The organism is Candidatus Profftella armatura (Diaphorina cf. continua), from assembly GCF_016593155.1.
Classification (GTDB): Bacteria; Pseudomonadota; Gammaproteobacteria; order Burkholderiales; family Burkholderiaceae; genus Profftella; species Profftella armatura_A.
The window spans coordinates 103,036-125,014 of sequence record NZ_AP023215.1 but is presented as its reverse complement, the minus strand read 5'-3'; the positions used below and the strand labels follow the sequence as shown (position 1 = coordinate 125,014).

Here is a 21,979-nt window from a genome sequence, read left to right as displayed (position 1 = left end):
ATAATTTAATTATTTATTAATTGAAAAGGGTATAAAATATATAAGAAAACCTAGAAAAGTAATAATTACTGTAAATATATAATGATATAGATAACCAGATTGAAAAAATTTAATAGTTTTAGAAATTTTAATAATAATTTTTGTAATATTATTAATAATTAATTCATCAATTAAAAATTTATCAATAAAATTCCATAAAAAATTTCCGAATAAATATGTATTTTTAATAAATATTATTTCATTAATTTTGTTTATATAATATTGATTATCCATTAATATATAGAACCAATAAAAATATCGTTTTATAATAATACGTACTTTTGGATTTACTATATATATATAATATGCGGATATAAAACCAAAAATTGATAACCATAATATTGGATTATTTATGGATTGAAAAACCATTTTTAAGGGAGATTGATATTCATTGCGTAATTTTTCTAATGCATAATGTGATTGATTAATAACAATAATATTTTTAAAAAAAGATTTACACAAAAATTTTTTTATAGAAAAAAAACCTATTAATATAGATGGAATTGATAATATAATTAGTGAAAAAAGTATTGAAAATGATAATTCATTAGGTTTTTTTTTTATAGGGAAATTTTTTATATTTTTAAAATTTTCTTTACCAAAAAATATTAAAAAATACATTCTAAAAGAATAAAAAGAAGTAATAAATACACTAATTAATAATAAAAAATAAGCAAATTTAGATCCAGTTATTTGGCTAAAATAAGTGGCATTAATAATACTGTCCTTTGAATAAAAACCAGAAAAAAATGGAGCTCCAACTAATGATAATAAACCAATTAGTGATGTAATACAGGTAATTGGCATGTATTTATAAAGTCCTCCCATTTTACGAATATCTTGGTTATGTTTCATATTTATAATAATAGAACCAGCTGCTAAAAATAATAAAGCTTTAAAAAAAGCATGCGTCATTAAGTGAAATATACTAATTGTATATGCGGATGCACCTAATCCAACGGTCATATAACCTAATTGAGATAGCGTGGAATATGCAATAATACGTTTAATGTCATTTTGAATAATGCCCAATAACCCCATAAAAAAAGCAGTAATTGCGCCAATAAATAAAATTATTGATAATGCGGTATTTGATAACTCAAATAAAGGTGACATTCTTGTTATTATAAAAATACCTGCAGTTACCATGGTTGCTGCATGAATTAATGCAGATGCTGGAGTAGGGCCTTCCATAGAATCTGGTAACCAAGTATGTAATGGAAATTGAGCTGATTTAGCTATAGCTCCTATAAATAAACAAATACAAATAATAGTAATTAACATACAATTTGTATTAGGTAAATTTAAATATGCTATATTTGCACTACACGAAAATATTTTAATATAATTCATGCTACCAATATAATTAAATAAGAGACAAATTCCAAGAATTAATCCAACATCACCTATTCTATTAATTAAAAAAGCTTTTAAATTTGCGGTAATTGCTAGGGGTTTATCATACCAAAAACCAATTAGTAAATATGATACCATACCAACCATTTCCCATCCCAAAAATAATTGAAAAAGATTATTACTCATTACTAATAAAAGCATAGAAAATGTAAATAAAGAAATATATGAAAAAAAACGATTATAACCAGAATCTTTTTTCATATAATGAATGGAATATATATGAACTATTAATGATATAAAAGTTATTATACACATCATTAATACCGTAAGATGATCTATTAAAAAACCAATTTCTAGTTTTATATCGGAAAAAATTAATAAAGTGTACAAATTGTAATTATAGATAAAATTATTAATTATTATTTTTTTAAGAGTAATAATTGATCCAAAAAAAGCTATTAATATACAAAATATTGTTATTGAATGAGATATTTTACGTCCAATAAGATTATTAAAAAACTTTGTTCCAAATAAACCAGTAATTATAGATCCAAATAATATAATTATGAGAGGAGATAGAAAAAAAATTGGATTAAGTGGTTTAATCATATAAATTTCCTATTATTATTAAAATTAATCTTTAAGATTTTTAAAAAAGTTTATATTAATAGTTTTAAAATGACGAAATAGTATTATTAAAATAGCAAAACCTATAGCTGATTCTGCTGCAGCCATAGTAAGAATAAAAAATACAAAAATCATTCCATCTGAATTATTATGATAATCTGAAAAAGCAATTAAATTAGTATTAATAGATAATAACATTATTTCTATTTCCATTAAAAAAATTATAATATTTTCGTGATTCATAAGAATACCAATAATAGAAATTGTAAATAATATAGCACTTAAAATTAAATAATGCATAAGAGAAAGAATCATATATTACCTTTTTTATACTATTATTTTAAAAAATAAAAATTTAATTATTTTCAGATTTCATTTTTATAACACGAATTCGATCACTAGGCTGAACTTTAATTGCATCGGAAGATGAATAATATTTTCTATCTTTTCGAGAGCGTAATGTAAGTATAGTAACAGAAATTGTTGTTGCTAGCAAAATTACAGAAGCAATTTCAAATATATATATATATTTAGTATAAATTAAGATACCAAGTTCTTTGATAGAGCCAATAGTATTTGAAGTTATTAATATTTTTTTTTTACAAAAATTATTCACTAAAAATCCATTAAGTAATGTTTTTATAATTTTAAATGTCATTAAGAAACCTAATATTACTACTAATATTAAAAATTTTAATAAATTTTTATGATTTTTATAAATATTTAAGTCTAGCATCATGATTATAAATAAAAATAATATCATGATGGCACCAACGTAAATAAGTATTAATATAAGCGATAAAAATTCAGCATTTAAGAGTGCCCATAAACCAGCAGAAGAAAAAAAAGAAAGCATTAAAAATAACGCGGAATGCACTACATTTTTAACAATTCCAATACATAGTGAGGATATTATTGTTATTATACTTAATATGTAAAATAAGATGCTTTTAAGTTCCATAATTTTTTATTTTGAGTTTAATTAACGATATAATGAATCTAGAGTTTTTGTTTTTGAAATCTCTTTTTCATATTTATCACCGATTTTTAATAACATTTCTTTTGTATAATATAAATCATTACGTTTTTCCCCATAATATTCTATAATATGTGTTTCAACAATTGAATCAACTGGGCAAGATTCTTCGCATAATCCACAAAAGATACATTTAGTTAAATCAATATCATAACGTTTAGTTCGTCTTGAACCATCAAATCGTTCTTCAGATTCAATTGTAATAGCCATAGCAGGACAAATAGTTTCGCATAATTTACAAGCAATACAGCGTTCTTCACCATTTGGGTAACGGCGTAATGCATGTAATCCACGAAAACGTGGAGATTGTGGTGTTTTTTCTTCTGGGTATTGAATCGTAATTTTTTTTGAAAATAAGTAACGTCCAGTTAATATTAATCCTTTAATTAATTCAATTAGCATTATACTTTTTAAAAAATTTTTAATTATTTTCATTTTATTTATATAATTTATAAAAGTTCATCAAGGGGGGGGATAAATATTTTATTTCCAAATATTTAAAGGGCTTTTAATCCAGAATGCGTAAATAATTAGAAAAAATAAAATTATTGGAATAAATATTTTCCAACCTAAACGCATAATTTGATCATAACGATAACGAGGCAATGATGCTCTAATCCAAATAAATATAAATAAAATAAAAAATGTTTTAATTCCTAACCAAATCCAAAATGGAATAAAATTTAATATTTTTAATGGTGCTATCCATCCACCTAAGAATAATAAAGATATTAATATTCCAGATAAAATCATATTAGCATATTCGGCTAAGAAAAAAATAGCAAAAGACATTCCTGAATATTCAATCATATACCCAGCAACTATTTCTGATTCACCTTCTACTATATCAAATGGATGACGATTCGTTTCTGCGATACAAGATATAATATAAATTATAAAAATTGGAAATAATGACAACCAATTCCATGATAAAAAACTTAAACCTATATTAGAAAAGTAACCATTATTTTGATTAATAACTATTTTTGTTAAATTTAAGCTTCCAGTTACCATAAGTATAATAACTAAACAAAATCCCATTACTATTTCATATGATATCATTTGAGCTGATGCTCGCATAGATCCAAGAAATGCATATTTTGAATTTGAAGACCATCCAGCGATAATTACGCCATAAATTTCTATTGAAGTAATAGTCATAATAAATAATAATCCAGAATTTATATTAGAAAATACATGTTCTGGGCTAAATGGAATTATAGACCAAACAGCTATTGCTGGCATTATGCTTATAATTGGGGCTAAAAAAAATAAAAATTTATTAGCTTTTTTGGGTACTGTAATTTCTTTTAAAAGCAATTTTAATGTATCAGCAATTGGTTGTAATAGACCAAAAAAACCAACACGATTAGGACCAATTCGAACATGCATCCATCCAATTAATTTGCGCTCCCAATAAGTTAAATATGCTACAGATAATAATAATATTAATACAGTTAAAATTATTTTAGAAAAAAGTTGAAAAAAGTCTAATAAATATTGATTAAAAATCATATTTTCTCCAATGTAATTTTTCCAAACATTTTATTTAAGGTAATAGTACTATTATGACCAGTTGATATGCGTATTACATTATTTGGTAATTTATCATCAATTGCAGCATTTAATTCGATGCTATATTGATCTTGTCTAATTTTGACGCGATCATTTTTAATTATTTTTAATTTTTGTGATATCATTTTTGATATCCAAGCTAATGGTATATTTGCATCATTAGTTTTTTGTAAAGATAATGCTCTTCTTACAATAGAATCAGTAAAATAAATTGGTATATCAGAAATACGTTCAAGATTATTTAGTAATGTTTCTGAAGTATAATTTTTTGATAAAGTATAATTATATTTATTAATTAAAGTATTTATAATTGAATTAGGAACAATATTATTTAAACGATTTTTTATTTTTTTTGTATCATTAATATTTTTAATAAAATCTTTGTAAATTTCTTGTGAACTATTATAATTAAAATTTGATAATTTTAATAAATTACCTAATATCTTTAATACCTCCCATGCGGGTCGTGTTTTACCTAATGGTTTTACTACGTTTGAGAAGTTTTGTATACGACCTTCTGCGTTAATAAAGGTTCCAGAATTTTCTGTAAATGGGGAAATTGGCAATAATACATTAGCATAATCTAAATTATGTTTATATGGTGACATGATTATTACTAATTTTGCTTGCTTTAAAGAATTTAACGCTGTTTGAGGATTAGCGCAATCAAGTTGTAATTCAGAATTAAGTAATAAATAAGATTTTCTAGGTAAGTGTAATAATTGATGAGCATTAATACCATATTTATTTGGAAAAGCATTAGCTATATATCCGCCTACAGTATTAGCTCCTTCTACAAAATAACCAAATTTAGAATTAGTTTTCGTGGCAATCCATTGTGCTGCGATGTGTAATTGAGAGGAGTTTGGATGTTGAGTAAGTGTGTTTCCAAGTAATACTGATTTTAATCCATTAGATAATAAATCATCGGCAATTAATTCGGAAATTTTTGAAATTTTTATTTTATTTAAATGATTAGGAATATCAATTGATTTTTTAATAGCAATAGAAACAATTATTTGATTCAGTGCTTCTAACCATTTAGATGGTTCTATAATAATTTTATTAGTTATGGGCATTAATAAATCATCATCAGTAGCATGTAATAAATTAATACAAGCTCCATTTTTAGCGGCATAGCGTAATTTTGCGGCAAATAATGGATGATCTTTTCTTAAGAAAGATCCTATAATTAAAACATGATTTAATTGAGATAATTCAGAAATTGACATACCAAGCCATGGTATAATTTTATTGTCTAAAGAAAAATCTAACTGTCGTAAACGAAAATCGATATTTTCAGAACCTAGTCCTCGTATTATCTTTTGCAGTAATATTAATTCTTCAAGTGTTGATATAGATGTTGTAAGTGCAGCAATAGAATCAGTACCATATTTTTTTATAATATTCCGTAAATTTTTTGTAATATATTCTAATGCAATTAACCAACTTACCTTGATCCATTTATTATTTTTTTTAATCATTGGATTGGTTAAACGATCAGAAGAAATAAGTCCTTCATAAGAAAAACGATCTCTATCAGAAATCCAGCATTCATTTAATTCTTCATTTTCTAATGGTAAAACTCTCATTACTTTATTTTTTTTTACATGTATATTTAAATTAGATCCTAAGCTATCATGCGGGCTAATAGATTTATAATTTAATAATTCCCAAGTTCTTATTTTATATCGAAAGGGTTTTGATGTTAATGCGCCAACAGGACATAAATCAATCATATTTCCAGATAATTCGGAATTAATAGATTCACCAGTAAAAGTAACAATTTTAGAATTTTCTCCTCGTCCTATCATTCCTAATTCCATTAAACCAGAAATTTCCTTTCCAAATCGAATACAACGACTACAATAAATGCAGCGATTCATTTCTTTCATTGAAATTAATGGTCCTGCATTTTTAGGGGAGATTAAACGTTTTTCTTCTTTATAACGTGAAATAGATTTACCATATTCAACAGAAAAATCTTGTAATTTACATTCCCCTCCTTTATCACAAATTGGGCAATCTAATGGATGATTGATAAGTAAAAATTCCATGATATTTTGTTGTGCTTTTATTATTTTATTATTAATTGTGTGAATTTTCATTCCAGATGAAACTTGAGTTGCGCAAGCTGGTAATAACTTATTTACCCCCTCTATTTCTACTAAACACATTCTACAATTTGCCGCAATAGTTAATTTTTTATGATAACAAAAATGTGGAATATAAATACCAATTTTATTTGCAACCTCTAATATCATACTTTTTTTAGTAATATTTATTTTTTTTCCATCTATTTCAATTTCAATCATAATTTTATTTTTAAATGTTTAAGTTTATAATTAAACTAAATTAATAAATAATATTAATAATATTATAAATTATCTGATACTAAACAACATTTATGGGTAATATGATATTTAAATTCTTCACGATAATTTTTAATAAAAGAACGTACTGGCATTGAGGCAGCGTCACCTAATGCGCAAATAGTATGCCCTTGAATATTATCGGCTATAGAATTTAATAAATTTAAATCTTCTAAATTTCCATTTCCGTTTTCAATGCGATTAATTATACGATACATCCAACCAACTCCTTCTCGGCATGGCGTGCATTGTCCACATGATTCTAAATAATAAAAACGCGATAAACGTAATAGGACTTTAACTATACAACGTGTTTCATTTATAATAATTACGCCTCCAGATCCTAGCATTGATCCAGCTTGTGAAATTGAATCATAATCCATATCTATTTTCATCATAACATCTCCCTGAATAACTGGTGATGATGATCCTCCAGGAATAACAGCTTTAATTTTTTTTCCATTTCGCATTCCTCCCGCTAGTTTAAGTAAACGAGAAAAAGGAGTTCCTAATGGTATCTCATAATTACCCGGAGAATTAATGTCACCAGAAACAGAAAAAATTTTAGTTCCACCATTATTAGGTTTACCAATTTTAGAATATTTCTCAGCGCCAATTAAAAAAATAAATGGAATAGAAGCTAATGTTTCAGTATTATTAATAATAGTTGGTTTACCATATAAACCAAAATTAGCAGGAAATGGAGGTTTAAAACGCGGTGTTCCTTTTTTACCCTCTAAAGATTCTAATAATGCCGTTTCTTCTCCACAAATATATGCACCATAACCATGGTGGGCATATATTTGAAAATTAAAATTAGTATTTAAAATATTATTTCCTAATATACCAAAAGTATATGCCTCTTTTAACGCTTCTTGAAATCGAAGATATTCCGCCCAAATTTCTCCGTGAATATAATTATAACCAATTGTAATGCCCATTGCATAACCACCAATAATCATTCCTTCTATTAAGGCATGGGGATTATAACGTAAAATATCTCTGTCTTTAAATGTACCTGGTTCTCCTTCATCACTATTGCAAATAAGATATTTTTGACCAGAAATTTTGCGAGGCATAAAACTCCATTTTAATCCAGTAGAAAAACCAGCACCCCCCCTTCCCCGTAAAGAAGAAATTTTTAACTCAGAAATTATTTGTTCTGATGTAATTTTTTTTTTAAAAATATATTTTAGAGATTTATAGCCTCCTCGTTTAATATAATCTGTTAAACCCCAATTTTTACCATTAAGATTAGCTAATATTAAAGGATTAATATGTCGATTATGTAGGCTAGTCATTTTGTATTTCCTTTATAATTTTTTAGTTCTTTTAAAAGGATATCTATTTTTTTTATAGACATATAGCTACACATTCGTTTATTATTTACTAAAATTACTGGAGCATCACCACATGCTCCCATGCATTCACTTTCAATTAATGTAAAAAAATAATCATTTGTAGTAATTTGTTTTGGAAAATTAATATTTAATTTTTGAATTAAATATTTCATAGATTTTAAGCTACCCGATAAAATACAAGGTAAATTTGTGCATATTGTAATTGTATATTTAGCAACCGGATTTGTATGGAACATGCTATAAAAAGTAGCTATCTCATATACAGCGATTGGCGGTATATTTAAGTAATTTGCAATATCTTTTTGTATTTCTGGGGATAGCCACTTTTTTTCTTCTTGAGCTATAGCAAGTGCTGCTATAACCGCAGATTTTTGTTTGTTAACAGGATATTTTTTTATTTCTTCATCAATTTTTTTATATACTTTTTCACTTAATAACATTTTTAATTTATAAAGTTTTATATAAAGATAAATTAATTTTTAACGATCAATTTCTCCAAACACAATATCTTGTGTACCAATAATAGTTACAACATCAGAAATCATATGTCCAGATATCATTTCACTTAAACTTTGTAAATGCGCAAAACCAGGAGAGCGAATTTTAATTCGATACGGCTTATTCGCTCCATCTGATATTAAATAAATACCAAATTCACCTTTTGGGTGCTCAACACAAGAATATACTTCACCAAAAGGGACATGAAATCCCTCAGTAAATAATTTAAAATGATGAATAAGATCTTCCATATTCGATTTCATATTAATGCGAGTAGGGGAAGCTATTTTATTATTATTTGTAATTACCGGGCCTTTATTATGTCGTAACCATTTAATACATTGTTTAATAATTTTATTGGATTGACGCATTTCTTCAATTCTTACTAAATAACGATCATATGAATCACCATTTTTTCCAATAGGAATATCAAAATTAAGTAAATTGTAAATTTCATAAGGTTGTTTTTTACGTAAATCCCATTTAATTCCAGATCCACGCAACATAGGCCCGGTAAAACCCATTGATAATGCTCTTTCTGGAGATACTACCCCGATTCCAACTAAACGTTGTTTCCAAATACGATTATCTGTTAATAATGTTTCATATTCATCAATATTTTTAGGAAAACGATTCGTAAAATCTTCTATAAAATCTAATAAAGAGCCTTGTCTATTTTCATTAAGAATTTTAGTTTCTTTATTATTTCTAATAATTGATGATTTATATTGAGGCATTATTTCTGGTAAGTCACGATATACCCCACCAGGCCTATAATAAGCAGCATGCATTCTAGCTCCAGAAACTGCTTCATAGCAATCTAGTAAATCTTCTCTTTCGCGAAAAGCATATAATAAAACTCCCATAGCTCCAACATCTAAACTATGTGAACCAATCCACATTAAATGATTTAATAATCTTGTAATTTCATCAAACATTACTCTAATATATTGAGCGCGTATTGGTATTTTAATATTTAGTAATTTTTCAATAGCCATAACGTATGCATGTTCATTACACATCATGGAAACATAATCAAGACGATCCATATATGGTAATGATTGTAGATAAGTTCTTTGTTCGGCTAATTTTTCAGTTGCACGATGCAATAAACCAATATGAGGATCCGCTTTTTTTACTACTTCTCCTTCAAGCTCTAATATTAATCGTAATACGCCATGCGCAGCGGGGTGTTGTGGACCAAAATTTAATTTATAGTTTTTAATTTCTAACATTTATTTTTAATTTATTTTTAATATTTAATTTATATTATATTTTTATCTTTTTTTATTTTTTTTAATTATACGAGGATAATTTTCACGTGATTCAATTGTTACGGGCTGATAAATTATTTGAGATTTTTTTGTATTATATTTCATTTCAACATAACCTATAACTGGAAAATCTTTTCGAAATGGGTGACCTAAAAAACCATAATCTGTTAATAATCGACGCAAATCATTATGTCCATCAAAAAAAATTCCAAATAAGTCAAATGCTTCACGTTCATACCAGTTTGCAGAAGACCATAATGAAGTTATTGAATGTAATTTTGGTAATTCATTATTTTCCGCAAATACTCGAACACGTAATCTCCAATTATAATTTAATGATAATAAATGTGATACTATTGCAAATCGTAGGTTTTTATGAGAACTATTATAGTTAATATTTTGATTATATACAGAATAATCAATACCACATAAATCAATTAATTGTTCAAATTTAAAATTAATATGATCTCGTAATATTTTCATTGTAGAATAATAATCTATAGCATTAATTATAATTGTAATTTCATTTAAACTTATAATTAATTTTTGTAAATACTTACCTAATATATCCTTTAATATGGATTCTAATTTTTTCAATTTTGTAACCATAGTTTATTTTTAACGATTAATTATGGTATCAGTTCGTTTAATTTTATTTTGCAGCTGAATAATACCATATAATAAGGCTTCTGCAGTTGGGGGGCATCCGGGGATATATATATCTACTGGGACAATTCGATCACAACCTCTTACTACAGAATAAGAGTAATGATAATAACCACCACCATTTGCACAAGAACCCATAGAGATTACCCATTTTGGTTCAGTCATTTGATCATAAACTTTTCGTAAAGCTGGTGCCATTTTATTACATAATGTTCCAGCTACAATCATTATATCTGATTGACGTGGAGATGGACGAAACATAATACCAAAGCGATCTAAATCGTATCGTGATGCGCCTGCATGCATCATTTCAATAGCACAACAAGCAAGTCCAAAAGTCATTGGCCACATTGAGCTGGTACGAGTCCAATTAATTAATTTATCTAAGGTAAGAGTTATAAATCCCTTTTTAAATACATTTTTAATTGACATAATTTATTCCCAATCTAAAGCACCTTTTTTCCAAATATATAAGAAACTAATTATAAATTCAATAATAAATATTATCATAACCATAAATCCAGAGGAATTAAGATCACGCATAACAACTCCCCATGGAAAGAAAAAAATAGTTTCTAGATCAAATAAAATAAAAAAAATTGCTATAAGATAATATCGTACATCAAATTTTATTGGTACACCCTCAAATTCTTTAAAACCACATTCATACGGAGAATTTTTTTGTGAATTAGGATTATGTGGACCTAAAATGCGTCCTATTATTTGAGGTAAAATACCAATAATTATACCAATAACAATAAATAAAAAAATAGGAAAATAATTTTTAAAGTTCACGATTTATAATTTTATGATTAAAAATTGTTTTTAAAATATTTTATTTGGTGCCGACGATGAGACTTGAACTCATACAGCCTTAATATAGCCACTACCCCCTCAAGATAGCGTGTCTACCATTTCACCACGTCGGCAGTAATAATTTTTAAATTAATTATAAAATATTTTATTTTTTATTTTTTTATTTTTATATCATGATTATCTGAATGAGGATCATCTGAATGAGAAGAGGGTATTTTGGAAGAACTTAGCTTTTTACAAAAATAATTCATTGTATTATTATTTATTTTTTTTTTGCTAATATATGTTAAACCTATTGTTGATAAAAAAAATATTGCAGCAAATATAAAAATTAATTTAAATATAAAATTAAAAGAACCAATAGAGCCAAATAAACTATTAGAAATACCGGAATTAATTGTAGTTCCTTTATTAAAGCATATATTTTTGTTGCGTTGAAATGTAATTAAATTAATCATTATAAGAGCAGAAATTATTTGAAAAAAAATAATAATTTTAAAAGATATATTCATTTTATTATTATAATTTTTAAAATTTTAATTTAGTTTTTAATATTCAAAATAAAATTTTTATTTTTTAAATATAATTTTTATACATCTAGTCTTTATGACTAGATGTATTTAATATTTTATTCTATACGATCTGTTTTAGTTGTGTTGATATATATTTTTCTAGGTTTTAGTGCCTCTGGAACTTCTCTAATTAGATCTATATTCAGAATTCCTTGATCAAAAAATGCAGCTACAACATGAACATGATCAGCTAATTGAAAACGGTGTTCAAAATTACGGGTAGCAATACCGCGATGTAAAAAATTCCTTTGCTGTGTATCAGCTTGTTTACGACCAGTTACTCTTAATGTATCATGTTCTGTTTCTATTTCTAAATCAGATCGATTAAAACCAGCTATAGCCATAGTTATGCGATATTTATTTTCATCAACTAACTCAATATTATATGGCGGATAACTTTGTTGGGCTTCGGTTCTAACATTATCAAAAATTTGCGCTAGGCGATCAAAGCCAATAGTAGAACGATAAAATGGAGCGAAAGCACTTACAGTCATTTTAAATCTCCTTATAAAAGCGATAGTTTCAGTAAGCCTTTATGAATTATAGTATTCATTAATACATATTATCTGCACATATAGTATATAAATTAATTGGTAATTAATTCAAGAGTAATTTTAAAAAATAAATGTACATTTATTATAAATTAAGATTTATATAAATTACTTAAGGTCACAATTCTTTGCTCAAAAGATGGATGAGTAGAAAATAATTTTAAAAAACTTTTTTTTTTAAAATTATTAGTAATACCTAAAATAGCCATTGATTTTGGTAAATCATTAACTATAAATATATTAGATAAATGACGTAAAGCGCTTATCATTGGTTTAGATGTTCCTAACAATTTAGCTGATCCATAATCAGCTCGAAATTCTCTATTACGCGAAAACCACGCTACAATAATGGACGCTCCAAAACCTAAAAATATTTGTAATATTGTTGTTATTAAATAATATATTTTATTATTATAATTATCATTGGAATCATCATCTGAATTTAATAATAAATCGTCTAGAATATAGCTAAATATTCGTGAAATAAAAATAATAAATGTATTTATAACTCCCTGTATTAATGTCATGGTTATCATATCTCCGTTAGAAATATGAGAAATTTCGTGAGCAATAATTGCTTCTATTTCTAATTTGGTCATACTTTCTAATAAATTAGTGGATATTGCTATTAAAGAAGAATTTTTAAAGGCACCCGTAGCAAATGCATTTATGTCACCTTTATATATTGTAACTTCTGGTGTAACAATATTAGCTTTTTTAGAAAGTTTATTTACTGTTTTTAATAACCAATATTCAATAGAATTAGATGGAGTTTTAATAATTATTAAATTCATAGACCATTTAGCTATTTGTTTACTTAATAATAAAGAGATTATGGATCCAGTAAAACCAAAAATTATTGAAGAAATTGTTAATATTTTTATATTTAATCCAATTTTATAAAAAAAATAATCAATACCTAATAATGATAACATAATATTTAATACTAAGATTATAGCAATATTTGTTATTAGAAATATAAAAATTCGCCTCATTTATTTTTCCTTAATTTAATTAATTAATATTATTTAAAAATTTACAAAAATTTTTATATAATAAAATTAATTTCTATGTTTATAATTAAACTTATAAGGTTTTTAATACCTAAGTATATTATTTTACATGTTACATAGAATGTAAAATGTATTTTTAGTAAAATTAATATAAATAATTTAAAATTTTAAAAAATTATAAAATTAAAAATTAAATTTAGTGTTTTAACTATGAAATTTATAAAATTTTTTATTAACTTTATATTACATATTAATACTCATTTATCGAAAATAGCAACAAAACATAATAATTTTTTATTTTTTAATTATTTTTTGTGAAATTAAATTAATTATTATGTCTTTTTTTTGAAATTTAAGCTATAGAATTGGAAAAATGACAAGAGTTATACTGCATAATAAAAAAGTTTTTTTTAAAAAGATACACATATAAAACAAATAAATAAATTTTATAAAAAACATGGAATTTTATAAAAAATTTGATAATTAAAAATAATTTAAATTTTTTAATTATTTTTATTATATTTTTTTCATTTTTTTTATTTTTATAACAATTTTAAAGAATAATAATTTATTTAAAAAAAATTTTACTTTTTTAAAAAAAAATTAAATAATTTTAAAAAATTTTTAAAAAATAAAAAAAAGTATTATTTTTATGATTTTATAAATAAATTTATATAAATATTTTAAAGTAAACATTTTATTTAATTTTTAATAAAAGATTATATTGATTTATTTTGTAATAAAGCTAATAAACGCGCAATCTTAAAACGTAATTTACGACGATCAATAATCATATCTAAAGCCCCTTTTTTTAATAAAAATTCAGAATGCTGAAACCCATCAGGTAATTTTTCTTTTACGGTATTTTCAATTACTCTTGGGCCAGCAAAACCAATTAATGCTCCTGGTTCGGCAATTACTATGTCCCCCATAAAAGCAAAAGATGCAGAAACCCCCCCCATAGTTGGGTTTGTTAAAATACTAATAAAAGGAATTTTTTTTTTAGATAATTTAGTTAAAATTGCTGTAGTTTTTGCCATTTGCATTAATGATAATAAACCTTCTTGCATGCGAGCCCCTCCAGTAGCAGTGATACAAATAAATGGAATTTTTTGTTCTAAGGAAATTTGTACTCCTTGAATAAATCGTTCCCCAACAACTGACCCCATCGATCCACCCATGAATTCAAATTCAAATACAGCCACTACTAACGGTAAATTCATAATAGAACCTTTTATAACGATTAAAGCATCCGTTTCATTTGAAATTTTTGTTGCTAATTTTAAACGATCAACATATTTTATATTATCTTTAAATTTTAAAATATCTATTGGTAATATATTTTTTCCAATTTCATGAAAATTATTTTTATCAAGAAAATCATTTAATCTATTTCTAGCTCTAATATACATATGATGGTCGCATTTTGGGCAAACTTGTTGATTAAACTTTAAATCATTTTTATATAATATAGTTTTACAAGATAAACATTTAATCCACAATCCTTTTGGAATTGATTTTTTAACAAAAATATTATTTTTTTGTAGATTAGGAAATGAATAATTTTTAAGCCAATTCATAAGTCAATCTTTCTTATAAAAAAAGAAAAGTCAAATAATAACTATTTGATTATTTTTTGTAATTAATTTTTAAAAAAAATTTTTAGAAATATTTTTAAACCATTTTTTAAAAATTGATTCTTGAGGTAGTTTCCATTTAGAAGAATATTTAATTTTAACTAAATATAAACCATCTGCCATAAAAGTTGGCCCAGCTTTATTGCGATTTTTATTTTTTAATAATTCTAATATCCACTCTGGTTCTTTTTTAGAATTACCTATTATAATTAATGATCCAATTATGTTTCGTACCATATGATGTAAAAATGAGTTTGCACATAAACTTAGTATAAAAAAATTTCCATGTTTTTCAATATTAAATTTATATATATTACAAATAGGAGATTTTGCTTGACATTCTGATGATCGAAAACTTGTAAAATCATTAATTCCAATAAGATAATTTGCACCGAGGCGCATACGCTGTAAATTTAATGGAGAATATACCCATCCAAATTTTTTATATAATAATGGTAAACGAATTGGATGATTATACAATAAATAACAATATTTACGAGAAATAGCGCTAAAACGAGCATGAAAAATATTTTTTGTTTCTTTATTATTTTTAAAAATATTTAAAGAGATCAAAGATAATGTAGAAATTTCATATACCCATATTATTACAATTGAGTATGGTAAAAAATTATTAATCCCACGTATCCATGATATATTTGAACGCTTTAATACTGTATCAAAATGTACTATTTGTTCTAAAGCATGAACCCCAGAATCAGTACGACTCGCACAAGTAATTTTTATTGGTATTAATAGAAATTTTTTTAATGCATCTTCAATAATATTTTGTATAGTTTTACCGTGACATTGTTTTTGCCAACCTTTCCATAAAGAACCGTCATATTGTACGCCAAGAACCATTCGTTTATTTATTTTTTTAATCAAAAAATTTTCCTTTATTCTCTATAATAATGTAAACATTTTAAATATTTAATTTTATAAAATATTTTTAATTTTAATAAAATTATCTTATAAAGTATAAATACATAAAAAAAGCAATAATTGTTATAATATAATTTATTACTTTAAAATTCAAAAAAATAATTAAAATATTAAATTTATTTTAAGAATATAAATTTAATTCAGTATAAAGTATTTTTTACTATTTTTTAATTTTTTAAAATGAAAATTATTTTTGCAGGAACTTCAATATCTGCTGTAGCTATATTAGATACACTTTATAATTCAGGGCATGATATTATTTTGACGCTTACAAAACCAGATCTCCCATCTGGGAGGGGGATGAAATTAAATTTTTCGCCTGTAAAAAAATATGCCTTAAAACATTCTATAAAAATAATACAACCTATATCTCTGAAATTGAACGGAAAATATCATAACATGGCTAATGAAGTGCATAATTTATTAAATAAAATAAAATTTGATATTATGATTGTAGTTGCGTATGGATTAATATTACCATATAGTATATTAAAAATTCCATATTATGGTTGTATAAATATTCATTATTCTTTGTTACCCAGATGGAGAGGACCGGCACCAGTTCCTAGAGCTATTGAAGCAGGAGATATATCAACTGGAGTTACGATTATAAAAATGGATTCTGGAATTGATACTGGACCTATTATATCTCAAGATTCTATAAAAATTTTACCAGAAGATACTTCCTTGACATTACAAAATAAATTAGAAAAATTAAGTAAAATATTGATCATTAATACTATTCAAAAAATAGAACATGATATGACTAGATTATTTTTAAAACCTCAATCTAATATTGGAGCGAATTATGCGCCTTTAATAAAAAAAAATGAAGCAGTATTAGACTGGTCTTTATCAGCTAAAACTCTTATGAGAAAAATTAATGCTTTTAATCCATTTCCAGGTGCAATAACACATTATATTAGCTATAAAAATAAAAAAAAAAATATTTTGAAAATTTGGAAGGCACATGCTTTATCAATAAAATCTACTGAAAAACCTGGGACAATATTAAGTGTTAATTTTCATAATGGTATATTAGTAGCTTGTGGAAAAAATGTTATAAAATTACTTGAATTACAAAAAGTTAATAAAAAAAAAATATCTGCAATAGAATTTATTAATGGTTTTATAAAGGATATTGAATTTTTTGTTTCTAGTTGATTTTATATAATCCTTAATTACATTTTATTTGGCGCAGAAATGCCTATTAATTTTAATCCATTATTTAATACTTGACCTGTAGCATAAATTAATGCCAATCGCGCCATTTTGATAGTTATATTTTTCACAAGAATGCGTTCTGAATTATAATAACTATGTAATTCTTTTGCTAAATCACGCAAGTAAAATGCAACATAATGAGGACAAAGATCTTTTATAGAGTTTACTAATACTTTAGGATAATTTGAAAGTTTAATTAATAAAGATAATTCTTTTTCAGTATTTAAAGACGATAAATCTTGAATAGAAATTAAAGATTTTTTATCTCCACCCCATTGATTTAATAAAGAAAAAATACGAGCATGCGCGTATTGTATGTAATATACGGGATTTTCATCTGATTTTTTTAATGCCAAATCAATATCAAAAAGAAAATCAGTATCAGATTTTCTATAAATAAGAAAAAAACGCATTAAATCTCTTCCACGTATTAAATTTTTTGTAAATTCAATAGAATTATTGTTTGATTCAGTTTGACTTAACCATTGAATTAAATTTCTTATTGTAATATAAGAACCTGAACGTTTAGAAATTTTAACTTCCTTACCATTTTTTATAACAGTAACCATTTTATGAAGTATATAATTTGGGTAGTCATTTGGTATACCTATATTTATAGCCTGTAAACCAGCTTTAACACGAGTGATAGTTCCTTGATGATCATAACCTTGTATATTAATTGCTCGAATAAACCCCCTTTTCCATTTAAAAATATGATAAGCTATATCTGATACAAAATATGTAAAATCACCATTTGATTTACGAATTACTCTATCTTTATCGTCTCCATAATCAGTAGTTCGTAACCATAGTGCGCCATCTTTATAATATGTTTTTCCGGATTTTATTAATAATTTAGTAACTAAAGAAACCTTACCTTTTTTATATAAAGATGATTCAAGGCAATAATTATCAAATTTTACACCAAATATTTTAAGATCTATATCTTGTTCACGACGTAAATAAGCTACCGAGAAATCACTAATAGATTTTAGATCATTAATTTTTCCGTTAGCTATTATATTTACAGATCCATCTATAGATATAATTTTTTCTTTTGCAAGAAAACATTTTGCAATATCAGTAATATATTCTCCATTATAAATGGTATCAGGCCATGTTGATTTTCCTAAAAAAATTGCTTTAGCGCGTACTTGAACAGAAAGAGCTAAATTAGTAATTTGAACTCCGGTATCATTATAATAAAATTCGCGTGTAACTTTATATCCTTGAGATATAAATAGAGATGATAATATATCGCCTATTGCGCACTGTCGCCCATGTCCAATATGGAGAGGACCAGTCGGGTTAGCTGAAACAAATTCAATTAATATTTTTTTATTAGAACCTATATTACTTTGACCAAATTTAACACCAGAAGATAATATATATTTTATTGTTTTTTGTTTAATGGAAGCAGAAATTTTTAAATTAATAAAACCCGGTTTTATAATTTCGATAGATTGTATAAGTTTAATATAGTTTTTTTGTTGAATTAAATTTTTAACTATTATTTTAGCTAATTTATAAGAATCTATTTTTAATTTTGTAGAAATTTGCATAGCAATATTACAAGAAATATCACCATGCGAGGAATAACGGGGATACTGTAGGGTTATAGTTGGAATTATATTGGTTTTTATTAATAATGGTTTTAATGCAAAATCAAATAATTTAATAATACGTTTTTTTTCTTCTAAAAGCATATATTTTTTATAAATGTGTAATTAAAATATAATGTTGAATAAATTTTTATTTATAATTTTTTTGATAATTTAGGGTTATTTCCTAACATAATATCATTAATTTGATCAGCGTCAATTGTTTCTAATTCTAATAATGTTTTTGCCATTAAATCTACTTTATCACGATTATTTTCTAATAATTTTTTAGATAATTTATATTGAGTATCTAAAATATTGCGAATTTCAGTATCAACTTTTTGTTGTGTGGCTTCAGAAATTGTTTTAGAAGATATTTTACCAAAGTAAGCGTCCTTTTCAGAATCTTCATATACCATTGCACCTAAATTTTCTGACATTCCATAACGGGTTACCATTAAACGAGCTAATTTTGTAGCACGCTCAAAATCATTGCATGCTCCAGTTGATATTTGATTCATGAAAATTTCTTCTGAAATTCGTCCCCCAAATAAAATAGCAATATCTTCTAGTATTTTATCCTTATACATATTAACTCGATCATATTTTGGTAATTGCCATGTTAACCCTAAAGCAAGTCCACGTGGCATAATAGTGACTTTATATACTGGATCAGATTTTGGTAAAAGTTTAGCTACTATCGCATGACCGGATTCATGATATGCGGTATTACGCCGTTCTTCTTCTCGCATTATAGTAGATTTACGTTCTGGTCCCATAATAATTTTATCTTTAGCATTTTCAAAATCCGACATTTCAACTAAATGTTTATTATTACGAGCAGCAAATAAAACTGCTTCATTAATTAAATTAGCTAAATCAGCACCAGAAAAACCGGGTGTACCACGTGCTAAGATATTAATCTTAACATCATTTGCTATAGGTATTTTTTTAATATGAACATATAAAATTTGTTCACGCCCTCGAATATCAGGCAAACCAACTATAACTTGTCTATCTAAACGTCCGGGTCTTAATAAAGCTTTATCGAGTACATCTACTCGATTAGTTGCCGCAATAACTATCACCCCAGAATTTACTTCAAAACCATCCATTTCAACTAACATTTGATTTAATGTTTGTTCGCGCTCATCATTTGCGCCACCCATGCCAATTCCTCTATGACGACCTACCGCATCAATTTCATCAATAAAAATAATACAAGGCGCATTTTTTTTAGCATTTTTAAACATATCTCGCACACGAGATGCACCAACACCAACAAACATTTCAACAAAATCTGAGCCTGATATAGTAAAAAATGGTACTTTAGCTTCACCAGCGATCGCGCGAGCCAATAAAGTTTTACCAGTACCAGGAGGGCCAATCATTAAAACTCCCTTGGGAATTTTTCCTCCTAATTTTTGAAACTTATCTGGATCGCGTAAAAAATCAACGATTTCATAAACCTCTGCTTTAGCCTCATCACAACCCGCTACATCAGAAAAAGTAATTGTGTTAGAGTTTTTTTTTAACATACGTGCTTTTGATTTTCCAAAAGAAAAAGCAATGCCCTTACCTCCTCCTTGAATTTGACGCATAAAAAAAACCCAAATACCAATTAACAATAACATTGGAAACCATGAAATAAATACTTGTGAAATAAAAGAAGATTGATTTTCTATTTGTTTAATATCAAATTTTACATTATGAATTAGAAGATCTCCGATTAATCCTCTGTCTAAATAAGTTGTTACAGTTTTAATTTTTTTACCATTTTTTGTGGTTGCAAAAATATTTTTATCTTCAATTATTACATTTTTTATACGCCCCAATTTAACATCTAATATAAAATCTGAATAAGCAATCGGAGTTACTTTTTTAGCCATGTCTCTATTATCAAATTGTTTAAATATAATAAATAACATTAGTGCCATTATAGTCCATATAATAGCCTTTGAAAATATATTTTTCACTAGTATTTCCTTAGAACTTATTCGCTTTCAAGCGCAATAATAAGTAAATTATATTTAAATTATAAATTTATTAAAAATTAATTTAATTGTTTATTTTTTAATTTTTTTCCTAATAAAAATATTTCAGATGAATTTTTATGGCTTGCTTTGGGTTTTTTTAAAGAAACAGATTTAAAGATACAATAAAATTTATGAAATATTTCTTTATAATTATTTCCGTAAAAACATTTTAATAATATAGAACCAGATGGTTTAATGTATTCCTTAGTAAATTCTAAAATTACATTAATAATACATTTAATATTAGCGGAATCAATAACAGAAATACCAGATAAATTAGGAGATATGTCAGATAAAATAAGATCTAATTTACGTCCATTTAATATTTTTTTTAAATTATTTATTGTGCATTTATTACGAAAATCACCTAGAATAAAATTTACATTAGGAATTGGTTTCATTTTTAATATATCTAATGCAATAATAGTACCATTAATATTTTTGTTATTATAAGATAATTTTTGTCTTATATATTGCGACCAACTCCCTGGTGAGCTACCTAAATCAACAATAATTTGTCCGGGTTGAATTAGTTTTTCTTTAGCATCAATTTCTTGTAATTTATATATAGAACGAGCTCTATATCCTTCTTTTTTTGCTAATTTTACATAGAAATTATTAACATGGTTATGTACCCATTTTTTATCTAATTTATTTTTCATTATTATATATCATAAAATATCCTTTTATATAAAAAGTTTTTATTAAAATAAATTATAAAATTTATTTTTAAATTAATACTTTTGAATAAATACTTAATTTTAATATGTTGTTTATTAAATT

At 25.1% G+C, this 21,979-nt stretch carries 21 protein-coding genes and 1 tRNA gene; 1 reads left to right on the top strand and 21 read right to left on the bottom strand.

The window, feature by feature from the left end; all coding sequences use genetic code 11:
* Positions 1–9 precede the first annotated feature (9 nt).
* The 18 genes from nuoL to truA all read right to left on the bottom strand — a co-directional run bounded on the left by nuoL (position 10) and on the right by truA (position 16,254).
* Positions 10–2,004, bottom strand: a complete 1,995-nt coding sequence (gene nuoL / locus JIC14_RS00630) for an NADH-quinone oxidoreductase subunit L (RefSeq protein WP_201329877.1) — start codon at positions 2,002–2,004, stop codon at positions 10–12.
* A gap of 24 nt (positions 2,005–2,028) precedes the next feature.
* Positions 2,029–2,337 carry an NADH-quinone oxidoreductase subunit NuoK gene (gene nuoK / locus JIC14_RS00625; protein ID WP_201329876.1) on the bottom strand — a complete coding sequence of 103 codons (309 nt, stop codon included), beginning with the start codon at positions 2,335–2,337 and terminating at the stop codon, positions 2,029–2,031.
* A 40-nt stretch (positions 2,338–2,377) separates the two neighbouring features.
* Positions 2,378–2,983: an NADH-quinone oxidoreductase subunit J gene (locus JIC14_RS00620; RefSeq protein ID WP_201329875.1), complete on the bottom strand. Its 606-nt coding sequence runs from the start codon at positions 2,981–2,983 to the stop codon at positions 2,378–2,380.
* 21 nt (positions 2,984–3,004) lie between these two features.
* Positions 3,005–3,493 (bottom strand): NADH-quinone oxidoreductase subunit NuoI, encoded by a 489-nt coding sequence (gene nuoI, locus JIC14_RS00615; RefSeq protein ID WP_201329874.1) that lies wholly within the window; start codon positions 3,491–3,493, stop codon positions 3,005–3,007.
* A 48-nt stretch (positions 3,494–3,541) separates the two neighbouring features.
* A complete protein-coding gene (nuoH, locus tag JIC14_RS00610) occupies positions 3,542–4,573 on the bottom strand; it encodes an NADH-quinone oxidoreductase subunit NuoH (RefSeq protein WP_201329873.1) in 1,032 nt (343 codons plus the stop codon).
* Positions 4,570–6,948, bottom strand: coding sequence for an NADH-quinone oxidoreductase subunit NuoG (gene nuoG / locus JIC14_RS00605; RefSeq protein ID WP_201329872.1), 2,379 nt, complete (start codon positions 6,946–6,948; stop codon positions 4,570–4,572). Before nuoG ends, nuoH begins: the two co-directional genes overlap by 4 nt.
* Positions 6,949–7,010: 62 nt before the next feature.
* Positions 7,011–8,306 (bottom strand): NADH-quinone oxidoreductase subunit NuoF, encoded by a 1,296-nt coding sequence (gene nuoF, locus JIC14_RS00600; protein WP_201329871.1) that lies wholly within the window; start codon positions 8,304–8,306, stop codon positions 7,011–7,013.
* Complete coding sequence (gene nuoE, locus JIC14_RS00595; protein WP_201329870.1) at positions 8,303–8,806, bottom strand: NADH-quinone oxidoreductase subunit NuoE; 504 nt, start codon at positions 8,804–8,806, stop codon at positions 8,303–8,305. Before nuoE ends, nuoF begins: the two co-directional genes overlap by 4 nt.
* A gap of 39 nt (positions 8,807–8,845) precedes the next feature.
* Entirely contained in the window at positions 8,846–10,099 is a 1,254-nt protein-coding gene (locus JIC14_RS00590) for an NADH-quinone oxidoreductase subunit D (protein WP_201329869.1), read from the bottom strand.
* Positions 10,100–10,141: 42 nt separating this feature from the next.
* Positions 10,142–10,747, bottom strand: coding sequence for an NADH-quinone oxidoreductase subunit C (locus JIC14_RS00585; RefSeq protein WP_201329868.1), 606 nt, complete (start codon positions 10,745–10,747; stop codon positions 10,142–10,144).
* Positions 10,748–10,756: 9 nt separating this feature from the next.
* Complete coding sequence (locus JIC14_RS00580) at positions 10,757–11,236, bottom strand: NuoB/complex I 20 kDa subunit family protein (RefSeq protein WP_201329867.1); 480 nt, start codon at positions 11,234–11,236, stop codon at positions 10,757–10,759.
* Positions 11,237–11,239: 3 nt separating this feature from the next.
* Positions 11,240–11,599 carry an NADH-quinone oxidoreductase subunit A gene (gene ndhC, locus JIC14_RS00575; protein ID WP_201329866.1) on the bottom strand — a complete coding sequence of 120 codons (360 nt, stop codon included), beginning with the start codon at positions 11,597–11,599 and terminating at the stop codon, positions 11,240–11,242.
* Between the two features lie 45 nt (positions 11,600–11,644).
* Positions 11,645–11,733 (bottom strand) — tRNA-Leu (locus JIC14_RS00570).
* Positions 11,734–11,772: 39 nt separating this feature from the next.
* Positions 11,773–12,132: a preprotein translocase subunit SecG gene (gene secG, locus JIC14_RS00565; protein WP_201329865.1), complete on the bottom strand. Its 360-nt coding sequence runs from the start codon at positions 12,130–12,132 to the stop codon at positions 11,773–11,775.
* Positions 12,133–12,248: 116 nt separating this feature from the next.
* Positions 12,249–12,686 (bottom strand): Hsp20 family protein, encoded by a 438-nt coding sequence (locus JIC14_RS00560; protein WP_201329864.1) that lies wholly within the window; start codon positions 12,684–12,686, stop codon positions 12,249–12,251.
* A 149-nt stretch (positions 12,687–12,835) separates the two neighbouring features.
* The gene (htpX, locus tag JIC14_RS00555) at positions 12,836–13,738 is read right to left on the bottom strand and encodes a protease HtpX (protein ID WP_201329863.1); all 903 of its coding nucleotides are present in this window, start codon (positions 13,736–13,738) and stop codon (positions 12,836–12,838) included.
* Positions 13,739–14,475: 737 nt separating this feature from the next.
* A complete protein-coding gene (gene accD, locus JIC14_RS00550; protein ID WP_201329862.1) occupies positions 14,476–15,336 on the bottom strand; it encodes an acetyl-CoA carboxylase, carboxyltransferase subunit beta in 861 nt (286 codons plus the stop codon).
* 69 nt (positions 15,337–15,405) lie between these two features.
* Positions 15,406–16,254 (bottom strand): tRNA pseudouridine(38-40) synthase TruA, encoded by an 849-nt coding sequence (gene truA, locus JIC14_RS00545; RefSeq protein WP_201329861.1) that lies wholly within the window; start codon positions 16,252–16,254, stop codon positions 15,406–15,408.
* Positions 16,255–16,515: 261 nt separating this feature from the next.
* Between truA and fmt the strand changes: the two genes are divergently transcribed.
* Entirely contained in the window at positions 16,516–17,499 is a 984-nt protein-coding gene (gene fmt, locus JIC14_RS00540; protein WP_201329860.1) for a methionyl-tRNA formyltransferase, read from the top strand.
* Between the two features lie 17 nt (positions 17,500–17,516).
* Here the strand turns inward: fmt and argS are convergent, their stop codons facing one another.
* From argS to JIC14_RS00525, 3 genes are all read right to left on the bottom strand, one after another.
* A complete protein-coding gene (gene argS, locus JIC14_RS00535) occupies positions 17,517–19,265 on the bottom strand; it encodes an arginine--tRNA ligase (protein WP_201329859.1) in 1,749 nt (582 codons plus the stop codon).
* Between the two features lie 50 nt (positions 19,266–19,315).
* Entirely contained in the window at positions 19,316–21,136 is a 1,821-nt protein-coding gene (ftsH, locus tag JIC14_RS00530) for an ATP-dependent zinc metalloprotease FtsH (RefSeq protein ID WP_201329858.1), read from the bottom strand.
* Between the two features lie 77 nt (positions 21,137–21,213).
* Positions 21,214–21,861, bottom strand: coding sequence for an RlmE family RNA methyltransferase (locus tag JIC14_RS00525; protein WP_201329948.1), 648 nt, complete (start codon positions 21,859–21,861; stop codon positions 21,214–21,216).
* Positions 21,862–21,979 lie beyond the last annotated feature (118 nt).

Bases quoted from the DNA above. Each gene is read 5' to 3' on its own strand.
- accD (WP_201329862.1), bottom strand. From the start codon at position 15,336: ATGAATTGGCTTAAAAATTATTCATTTCCTAATCTACAAAAAAATAAT.
- htpX (WP_201329863.1), bottom strand. From the start codon at position 13,738: ATGAGGCGAATTTTTATATTTCTAATAACAAATATTGCTATAATCTTA.
- nuoI (WP_201329874.1), bottom strand. From the start codon at position 3,493: ATGAAAATAATTAAAAATTTTTTAAAAAGTATAATGCTAATTGAATTA.
- JIC14_RS00560 (WP_201329864.1), bottom strand. From the start codon at position 12,686: ATGACTGTAAGTGCTTTCGCTCCATTTTATCGTTCTACTATTGGCTTT.
- nuoE (WP_201329870.1), bottom strand. From the start codon at position 8,806: ATGTTATTAAGTGAAAAAGTATATAAAAAAATTGATGAAGAAATAAAA.
- JIC14_RS00580 (WP_201329867.1), bottom strand. From the start codon at position 11,236: ATGTCAATTAAAAATGTATTTAAAAAGGGATTTATAACTCTTACCTTA.
- argS (WP_201329859.1), bottom strand. From the start codon at position 19,265: ATGCTTTTAGAAGAAAAAAAACGTATTATTAAATTATTTGATTTTGCA.
- fmt (WP_201329860.1), top strand. From the start codon at position 16,516: ATGAAAATTATTTTTGCAGGAACTTCAATATCTGCTGTAGCTATATTA.
- nuoG (WP_201329872.1), bottom strand. From the start codon at position 6,948: ATGATTGAAATTGAAATAGATGGAAAAAAAATAAATATTACTAAAAAA.
- nuoH (WP_201329873.1), bottom strand. From the start codon at position 4,573: ATGATTTTTAATCAATATTTATTAGACTTTTTTCAACTTTTTTCTAAA.
- nuoF (WP_201329871.1), bottom strand. From the start codon at position 8,306: ATGACTAGCCTACATAATCGACATATTAATCCTTTAATATTAGCTAAT.
- secG (WP_201329865.1), bottom strand. From the start codon at position 12,132: ATGAATATATCTTTTAAAATTATTATTTTTTTTCAAATAATTTCTGCT.
- JIC14_RS00585 (WP_201329868.1), bottom strand. From the start codon at position 10,747: ATGGTTACAAAATTGAAAAAATTAGAATCCATATTAAAGGATATATTA.
- JIC14_RS00590 (WP_201329869.1), bottom strand. From the start codon at position 10,099: ATGTTAGAAATTAAAAACTATAAATTAAATTTTGGTCCACAACACCCC.
- nuoL (WP_201329877.1), bottom strand. From the start codon at position 2,004: ATGATTAAACCACTTAATCCAATTTTTTTTCTATCTCCTCTCATAATT.
- truA (WP_201329861.1), bottom strand. From the start codon at position 16,254: ATGGTTCTTGGCGTACAATATGACGGTTCTTTATGGAAAGGTTGGCAA.
- nuoK (WP_201329876.1), bottom strand. From the start codon at position 2,337: ATGATTCTTTCTCTTATGCATTATTTAATTTTAAGTGCTATATTATTT.
- JIC14_RS00620 (WP_201329875.1), bottom strand. From the start codon at position 2,983: ATGGAACTTAAAAGCATCTTATTTTACATATTAAGTATAATAACAATA.